The organism is Megasphaera micronuciformis F0359, from assembly GCF_000165735.1.
In the GTDB taxonomy this organism is placed as follows: Bacteria; Bacillota; Negativicutes; order Veillonellales; family Megasphaeraceae; genus Megasphaera; species Megasphaera micronuciformis.
Genome location: NZ_GL538185.1, coordinates 89,772 through 96,523 on the forward strand (window position 1 = coordinate 89,772; position 6,752 = coordinate 96,523).

General features: G+C 46.5%; 8 protein-coding genes. 3 read left to right on the forward strand and 5 right to left on the reverse strand.

Annotated elements, in window-relative coordinates:
* Window positions 1-7: 7 nt before the first annotated feature.
* A complete protein-coding gene (locus tag HMPREF9429_RS08850) occupies window positions 8-859 on the reverse strand; it encodes a mechanosensitive ion channel family protein (protein WP_050777757.1) in 852 nt (283 codons plus the stop codon).
* 152 nt (window positions 860-1,011) lie between these two features.
* Here HMPREF9429_RS08850 and HMPREF9429_RS02370 point away from each other — a divergent pair, with 152 nt between their 5' ends.
* The 3 genes from HMPREF9429_RS02370 to rbr all read left to right on the forward strand — a co-directional run bounded on the left by HMPREF9429_RS02370 (window position 1,012) and on the right by rbr (window position 2,620).
* Window positions 1,012-1,284: a hypothetical protein gene (locus tag HMPREF9429_RS02370; RefSeq protein ID WP_006941329.1), complete on the forward strand. Its 273-nt coding sequence runs from the start codon at window positions 1,012-1,014 to the stop codon at window positions 1,282-1,284.
* A 4-nt stretch (window positions 1,285-1,288) separates the two neighbouring features.
* Window positions 1,289-1,936 (forward strand): DUF1700 domain-containing protein, encoded by a 648-nt coding sequence (locus tag HMPREF9429_RS02375; RefSeq protein WP_040773406.1) that lies wholly within the window; start codon window positions 1,289-1,291, stop codon window positions 1,934-1,936.
* Window positions 1,937-2,083: 147 nt separating this feature from the next.
* Window positions 2,084-2,620 carry a rubrerythrin gene (rbr, locus tag HMPREF9429_RS02380; protein ID WP_006941331.1) on the forward strand — a complete coding sequence of 179 codons (537 nt, stop codon included), beginning with the start codon at window positions 2,084-2,086 and terminating at the stop codon, window positions 2,618-2,620.
* 47 nt (window positions 2,621-2,667) lie between these two features.
* On the opposite strand, the gene HMPREF9429_RS02385 is transcribed toward rbr, so the two are convergent.
* The 4 genes from HMPREF9429_RS02385 to glmU form a co-directional block, all read right to left on the reverse strand.
* Window positions 2,668-3,501, reverse strand: coding sequence for a D-alanyl-D-alanine carboxypeptidase family protein (locus HMPREF9429_RS02385; RefSeq protein WP_006941332.1), 834 nt, complete (start codon window positions 3,499-3,501; stop codon window positions 2,668-2,670).
* Between the two features lie 136 nt (window positions 3,502-3,637).
* Complete coding sequence (pth, locus tag HMPREF9429_RS02390; protein WP_006941333.1) at window positions 3,638-4,201, reverse strand: aminoacyl-tRNA hydrolase; 564 nt, start codon at window positions 4,199-4,201, stop codon at window positions 3,638-3,640.
* A 22-nt stretch (window positions 4,202-4,223) separates the two neighbouring features.
* Window positions 4,224-5,189 (reverse strand): ribose-phosphate diphosphokinase, encoded by a 966-nt coding sequence (locus tag HMPREF9429_RS02395; RefSeq protein WP_040773408.1) that lies wholly within the window; start codon window positions 5,187-5,189, stop codon window positions 4,224-4,226.
* Between the two features lie 51 nt (window positions 5,190-5,240).
* Complete coding sequence (gene glmU, locus HMPREF9429_RS02400; protein WP_040773439.1) at window positions 5,241-6,614, reverse strand: bifunctional UDP-N-acetylglucosamine diphosphorylase/glucosamine-1-phosphate N-acetyltransferase GlmU; 1,374 nt, start codon at window positions 6,612-6,614, stop codon at window positions 5,241-5,243.
* Window positions 6,615-6,752: the final 138 nt, after the last annotated feature.

Here is a 6,752-nt window from a genome sequence, read left to right on the forward strand (position 1 = left end):
TCACTCCTTACGCGGACATACCGTTTTCTTTAACAAGTTCGGGACCACCTATACGAATACTGCGTAGGACGATACCGGCAGTATACAGACGCTTGGCTGCCTCGTACTGATAAGCCGCACACACGGTATATGAGTCGACCCACGCCGACGGCAGATTCACATCATAGAAAAAAGAGTCTTTGTCCATAGAAGACAGGCCCGACACGGCGGCTCCGGGTTTCAATTCCTTGAGCCCCGACACGGCAGCCAAAGAATCATTTAAAATTTTCATAACCTTTTCCGGGTCGTAGTCTTGGGAGACACAAATGCGGACGGCTCCGAAATACGTTTCTTTCGAGTAGTTTGTCACCGTATCAATTAAGCCGTTCGGAACAATGTGTATCACATGGTCCGACCCTTCCAACTTCGTAGTTCGCAAGGTCAGTTCCAAAACCTTTCCCGTTAAGCCTTTGATTCGAATAATATCCCCGATTGCATATTGGTTTTCAACGAGTATAAAAAAGCCGGCTACAAAATCCTTAACCAAGCTTTGCGCACCGACACCTACGGACAAACCGATAATACTGACACCTGCCAGAAGCGACGTCGTATCAATATCCAATTCCCTCAAGAGCGACATAAGCCCGAAAAAGCAGAAAGTAGCAAAAAGAACATGTTGAATAATAGACAGCAGAGTTTCCCCGCGCCGCCGACGCTTACCGCCTAAATGCCCCATAGGGACCCCGCCGACACGGGCAACAATAAATTCACATAATCGATAGGCCGCATAAGTACATATTAATATTAAAATAATTCTAAGGCCTTTCGTGGCAAGAGTTTCTCCGTACTCTTGTAAGATCGCCTGCATATAAGTGCTCACGTTAATCCATTCCTTTCGAAACCGTTTCGTCTTATCTTACCGTATGACATCTTCTTTCGCAAGCAACCTTACTGGTTAGGCGTCATAAAGTATGCTAATATAAAATAAATTCTTTAACTGCTTAACAACATTCTCACTCGGAGGTTTTTTTCATGTCCACTTCAGCAACCCCCGGTAAATCCGCATATACCCTACTCTATACGCTGGGAACCGTATCACTCTTGTTTTGCGCCGGCTTTATGATTCGTATTGCCTGGTATATTTTGGCCGGCGCCGAACCGTTAGCAGCCTTGAACTTTCTACCTGCGGATTACCGCATATTCGCACCGCTTGGCTTGATTTCCATTGCCGCTATCGGAATTTTCTGTTGGCATAAAGGGGCTCAATTACAAGAAAGAGCTAATCACAACTCTTCAGGAAGGTAATACAGTGAAAAAAAATGAATTTATGGATCTCCTACGTTACTACTTTCGCCACAGTAACAAAAAAGACCTGCGTGAAATCCTGGACGATTGCGAAGAACGCTTTATACGCGGCCGGCGTCTTGGCATGAGCGACGACGAGATCAGTAGAGAGCTCGGTTCACCGCGAGACATTTATCGATATTACATGGGAGAAGAAATAGACACGGCACCTCATCGACAGACACGTCGGAATCGTCGTCAAATTTTCAATTATGACGGCCCGAGTGAGCGACACCCCGAATTTAGCGACAACTATAATCCCCCTTTCTATGATACGGATGATTACGAGCAAGAAGAGCCCGAGGCGCATGGTACTCACCGGGAAGCGCCGCCGCTAAATATGTTCGAACGTTTTCTATACACCCTTTTGGGCCGTCTCTGCGCCTTCTTGGGCAGTATTTTTTTACTCTTATTCCTTGCCGCTGCCGTCGTAACCGCTCTTATATCATATTTTCCCAACTTTATGTCTCTTTCACCCGTTCCTTTACCTCAAGTCGGTTCAATTTCGACCCTCTTCATAGCTATCTTTTTACTGGGACTCACCATCGTTACCAAGTATCTGGCTTCTATCTGTCGCAACGCCTTAAAACGTTCAAAGGGTCGTCGAAAGTAATTATGCATTTACGACGTTTTAAATTATGCGCAAATAATATCGCTTCCGGTTTTCTTATATCCTTGACGCCTTCATAAAAAAGGATATAATGTAATCAATAACAAATATTAGTTATTGATTACATTTATCGATTACAGGAGGTTCACTATGGAATTAAAAGGAAGCAAGACCGAAAAGAACCTGCAGGCAGCTTTTGCAGGCGAATCTCAAGCTCATACAAAATACGGTTACTATGCAAGTGTTGCAAAAAAAGCCGGCTACGAACAGATTTCCGCGTACTTTGACGAAACATCTCATAACGAAAGAGAACATGCTAAAATCTGGTTCAAACTTCTCCATGACGGTATGCCCGATTTAGACGGTGCTCTGAAAGATGCTGCTGACGGTGAAAATTGGGAAAATACGGAAATGTATCCTGAATTTGCTAAAGTTGCTCGTGAAGAAGGGTTCGACAAAATCGCATTTCTCTTCGATCATGTAGGTAAAATCGAAAAACACCATGAAGAACGTTATCGCGATCTCTTGGCTAACGTTGAAAGCGGTGCTGCTTTCAAACGCCCTGAAAAACGTACATGGGTTTGTCGTAACTGCGGTTTCATCCTGGAAGCAGAAGAAGCCCCGAAAGTATGTCCCGTTTGTTCGCATCCGCAAGCGTTTTTCGAACTTTTGGTTCAGGATTACTAAAAGATACAAAAAAGCAAGGCTGTTTAACAGCCTTGCTTTTTTTATGTCTATCTTCCCAACTGTAAGCGTCTGAAGCCGTAGTCCAAAATAGCCGGAGCGTCAGTCCAGCGGTTATCATCATTAAAGAGAGACACGACCAGAGTGTGTCCGTTTCTCGTGGCCGAGGCGACGAGGCAAACACCGGCTGCATCCGTATACCCGGTCTTAACACCGTCAGCCCCTTTATAACCGCTCGTCAAAAAGCGATTCGTTGTTTCCACGTATTTGGTCCGTCCGTCCAGATACTTCACCGTATAATTCGGTAATGACACGGTATACTTAAATTCAGGATAGTGCTTTAACCCGTAAGCAGCTATTTTAGCCATATCCACGGCTGTCGTATAATGTTTCGGTGCCGTCAATCCGTTAGGATTGACAAAATGTGTATGCGTTGCACCCAACTTAGCGGCTTCGGCATTCATCATGTCCGCATAGGCCCCTACGGTTCCACCCAAGGTCTCTGCTACGGCTACGGCTACATCGTTACCGGATACGACCATCATACCGCGCATAGCTTCCCTTAGGGTCAGCTTGTCGCCGGGAGCAATCCCCAGAACGGACGGCTCCGTATCGGCTGCATATTGTGAAATATGAATCGGCTGATCCAACTTGTCAGCCCCTTTATCCAGAGCGGTAAGCATCGTTACTATTTTTGTCGTACTCGCCGGATGAACCCATTTATTAGGATTCACTTGATATAAAATCCGACCTGTATCGGCATCGATAAGGCAAGCCGCCTCTGCCCCCGTCGTCGGTACGGCTGCAGAGGCGACGATTACGGTCACAGCCCACAGCAATGCGGTAAATAAGGCCATGCGGCCTTTTCTTAATAATTTTTCCATGCATGTCTCCTCTGACTCACTCAAAACTACCGGCGGGCAAAATCCCTGCTAAGCCCTGCCGAAACACTGCCTGTACAGATACAAAGCCGCACCTTGCCGGACATACCGATAAAGTGCGGCTCTTATATTCAAGTCTCTATCTATTGCGCCTCGGATTATAGCGATTCATGCCTTTAGACACGCCAAGCTTTAAGCAGCCTTCTACAGCCTCGGCCGCATAAGCGGCACCGTCTGCAAAAGTCTGACGATATTCTTCCGGAAAAGGCGTCAACACATGATGTATAACGTCCATATGTCCCAAAGGGCGTCCGATGCCCAAACGAAAGCGAACAAAATCACGACACCCGTTGGCAAATAAGCTCTTAATACCGTTATGACCGCCATCACTGCCGTTTTCACGAATACGTAATTTACCTATAGGTAAATCCATATCATCATACACGACATACACGTCTTTTTCATCAATCTTATACCAACGCATAAGCGGACCGACAGACTTACCACTGTCATTCATATACGTTTGCGGTTTAACAAGTAAGACCTGTTCACCGTCAACATTGGCAATTGCCACTTCCGCATCCATTCTGGTCTGCCAAGTATTAACGCCCCACCGACGTGCCAACTCATCGATTACCGTAAACCCCGCATTGTGTTTACTGCCTTCATACTCACGACCCGGATTACCGAGTCCCGCAATCATATGCACGGCTTAAAACTCCTCTTTATTTTTCAAACAGTTTACTTACCGATACTTGATGGAAAATCCGCATAATCGCTTCACCCAGTAAAGGCGCTACGGAAAGAACCTTAATCTTGTCGATAGCCTTTTCTGCCGGCAAGGGGATGGTATTAGTAATTACGAGTTCGGAAATATCGGAGTTTTGAATTCGTTCTACAGCCGGATCGGTCAGCACGGCATGTGCACAGGCTGCCATAACCTTAGCCGCACCGCGTTCTTTCAATGCTTTGGCCCCGCCGCACAAAGAACCGGCCGTATCGACAATATCATCAACAATAATACAGGTCTTGCCTTCTACGTCGCCGATAATATTCATAACTTCGGCAACACCCGGACGGGGTCTTCTTTTTTCAATAATTGCAATAGGAGCATTTACGCGATCTGCCAAATCACGAGCGCGCGTAACGCCGCCTAAGTCGGGAGAAACTACGACAATATCACCTAAGTCCGTTTCTTCCTTTTTCTGGTTAATATATCGAGCAATAATCGAGGCCGATCCCAAGTGATCTACAGGCACATCAAAAAAGCCCTGAATTTGCCCGGCATGCAAGTCAACGGTCACAACTCGCGTAATACCCGACGTAGTCATCAGATCGGCGACCAGTTTCGACGTAATAGGTTCTCTACCGCGAGTCTTCCGATCCTGACGAGCGTATCCGTAATAAGGAACCACTGCCGTAATATGATTAGCCGAAGCTCTTTTCAAAGCATCCGCCATAATTAAAAGCTCCATCAAGTTATCATTGGCAGGTTGGCTGGTCGGCTGAATTAAAAAGACATCCTTACCGCGAACGCTTTCATCAATCATAACCTGTACTTCGCCGTTATTAAACTTACCTACAAAAGCCTTTCCCAATTCAAGGCCCAAATAATCGGCAATTTCTTTCGCCAACTTCGGGTTTGCATTACCCGAAAAAATTTTAAGCTTCTTGCCGTCCTCGTAACTCATCATATCCTCCTGGCGATTATCATATAGTTAGTTATGCGAAAATCCAGATTTTTACTTCTTATAGGTATCGTCATTAACCCAATTTTCAATATTGCGCTGTTTAGCACGGCCGACAGCCAAGGACTTCGGCGGCACGTTCTTAGTAATCGTAGAACCCGCCCCGACATACGCCGACTCGCCGATTTCTACAGGTGCAACTAAGTTGCTGTTACAGCCTACAAAAGCGTGGTTACCGATAGTCGTGCGATGTTTAACCTTGCCGTCATAGTTAACCGTAATCGTGCCGCAGCCGATATTGACACCGGCCCCCACATCGCTGTCACCGATATAGCTGAGATGCGGTAATTTCGTTCCTTCACCGATATGTGAATTCTTGACTTCCATAAAGTTCCCCACTTTTACATGGTCTTCAATATGGGTTTTCGGTCTGAAGTGAACGAAAGGACCGGCGGTCAGATTATTTTCTATCGTACAGTCATGAGCATAGGTGTATTGCAAGCTGTTACCGTCTCCCATGGCAACATTTGTCAATCGCACAAAGGGACCAATTTCACAATTCTCTCCGATTACCGTTCGACCTTCCAAGACCGTGCCCGCATATAAAACCGTATCGCGCCCGACCGTTACCGTAGTTTCCACATACGTATTGGACGGATCCTGTACCGTAACGCCTTCTGTCATTAACTCTTCCAGTTTGCGTTCTCGCAAAATTTTTTCCGCCTGGGCCAACTGTAATCTGGAGTTGACACCCAAAGTTTCTCTATAATCTTCAGCCGCTACGGCGCTTACCGTCTTACCGTCAGCAACAAGCATGCCGATAATGTCGGTTAAATAATACTCGCCTTGGGCATTATTATTGCCGATGCGATGTAACAACTCCCATAATTCGGGTAATTCAAAGCAATAAATTCCCGCATTGACTTCGTTTACAGCCAGTTCCTGCGAAGTACCGTCTTTTTGTTCGACAATCTTCGAAACCTTTCCGTCCGCACTTCGAATAACCCGGCCGTATCCTGTAGGGTCAGGCATACAGGCTGTCAAAACTGTAGCCGATGCTTGCGTCTTTTTATGACAATCCAAGAGGGCCCGGAATGTTTCTGTCCGTACTAACGGGGTGTCGCCGCACGTAACAAGCAAGATCCCTTTTTCGCCTTGCAATAAAGATTCGGCTTGCAACACGGCATGGCCCGTGCCGAGCTGCTCCTTCTGGACAACGGTCTCCGCCGTCTCGCCTACATAGGCCGTAACCGCTTCCGCTCCGAAACCGACAACCACGATTTCCCGCTTTGTTCCGGCATCTTTTACCGCCCGCAACACTTGTCCGACCATGGGGACGCCGCCGGCCTTATGCAAGACCTTCGGCAATTTAGACTTCATACGAGTCCCTTTACCGGCAGCCAGAACCAGTGCAATTACCTCTTCCATCTTCATCGAGCCTCCTGCTACGAATAACTGTCTAATGCCTTATAAGGATACCACAAAATCCGCGGAAAATACATACTTTTACGTAAACGGACCTATAAAACACGGCAAATCATAACCACCCGTTAAACGGGTGGTTTG

Coding starts and splice junctions, on each gene's coding strand:
- pth (WP_006941333.1), bottom strand. CDS start 4,201: ATGATTGCGGGACTCGGTAATCCGGGTCGTGAGTATGAAGGCAGTAAA.
- HMPREF9429_RS02395 (WP_040773408.1), bottom strand. CDS start 5,189: ATGAGTTACGAGGACGGCAAGAAGCTTAAAATTTTTTCGGGTAATGCA.
- glmU (WP_040773439.1), bottom strand. CDS start 6,614: ATGGAAGAGGTAATTGCACTGGTTCTGGCTGCCGGTAAAGGGACTCGT.
- HMPREF9429_RS02370 (WP_006941329.1), top strand. CDS start 1,012: ATGTCCACTTCAGCAACCCCCGGTAAATCCGCATATACCCTACTCTAT.
- rbr (WP_006941331.1), top strand. CDS start 2,084: ATGGAATTAAAAGGAAGCAAGACCGAAAAGAACCTGCAGGCAGCTTTT.
- HMPREF9429_RS02385 (WP_006941332.1), bottom strand. CDS start 3,501: ATGGAAAAATTATTAAGAAAAGGCCGCATGGCCTTATTTACCGCATTG.